The organism is Streptomyces sp. NH27 (genome assembly GCF_056859195.1).
On the sequence record NZ_JACEGK010000999.1, the window covers coordinates 1 to 985 of the forward strand.

General features: G+C 69.8%; 1 protein-coding gene and 1 tRNA gene. One reads left to right on the forward strand and one right to left on the reverse strand.

The genetic code is table 11. The features are described from left to right. The first annotated feature begins 88 nt into the window (after nucleotides 1-88). Nucleotides 89-161, forward strand: a tRNA-Arg gene (locus AC13HU_RS37650). Between the two features lie 119 nt (nucleotides 162-280). Here AC13HU_RS37650 and AC13HU_RS37655 read toward each other — a convergent pair. Further along, nucleotides 281-985, reverse strand: a 705-nt coding sequence (locus AC13HU_RS37655; RefSeq protein ID WP_483046504.1) for a hypothetical protein, incomplete at its 5' end; no start/stop codon positions are given.

The window sequence follows — 985 nt, forward strand, 5'->3', positions numbered from 1 at the left end:
CTCCCTTATCGATTTCACCTCCCGCGCCCCCTCATGTAATGTTGTTCCCGCGAAGCCGATCGGCCCCCACCGAGCCGAGAAGCCACCCGCACTCGTAGCTCAACGGATAGAGCATCTGACTACGGATCAGAAGGTTGCAGGTTCGAATCCTGCCGAGTGCACAGCAGGTCAGAGGCCCCGTGGATCATTCCGCGGGGCCTCTGGCTTTTGCCTTGACAGCAGGGTTTGACATCAACCGCCTCACAAGGCGGGCGCGGGGTCGATCAGACCGCTACGGCTCCTACGGTAGAGGGTCGGCCGGTTGCGCCGGGGCTGCCCTCGGGCACCGTACGTCGCCGAGATCGCCGAGATCGCCGAGATCGCCGAGGTCGCCGAGGTCGCCGAGGTCGCCGAGGTCGCCGAGGTCGCCGAACCTGCGGACCTTCGGCGCCAGCGCGGCGATCGCCGTGGCCAGCCGTACCGGGTCGAGGTCGCTCAGGGTGGTGCCGCGCTTGAGCGGGACGGCGCCCCGGAAGGCGGCGGCGTCGCCGGGGGCGACCTGGGTGGCGAGGTAGGCGTCGAGCGCTTCCAGCCCGGGAACCGGGGGAAGCGCGGCGACCGGATGCGCGCTGCGGCGGTGGACCGTCAGGCTGCTGGTGCGGCCCCAGAAGTGGTCGTCGCCCGACCAGTCCACCGCCAGGACGTCGGCCCAGGGCACGAACTCGGGCGTGCGGAAGGGCAGGAGGCGGTGGAGCGTGATGCCTTGCTTGTCCACCCGGACGGCCTTGCGGCGGCTGGAGCAGACCACCGCGGTCCACAGCGCGAACGGGCTGAACACCAGCTCGATGTGGTCCAGTTCCGAGGGTTCCACGTGCGGGAGGAAGCACACCCCGATCAGCAGGGCCGTGGCCGCGAACCAGCTCGCGCCGGCACATGTCCAGCCGTGCCGGACGACGTACACCCCGGTGAATCCCCGCACGGCCACCACGATGACACACCGGTGCCC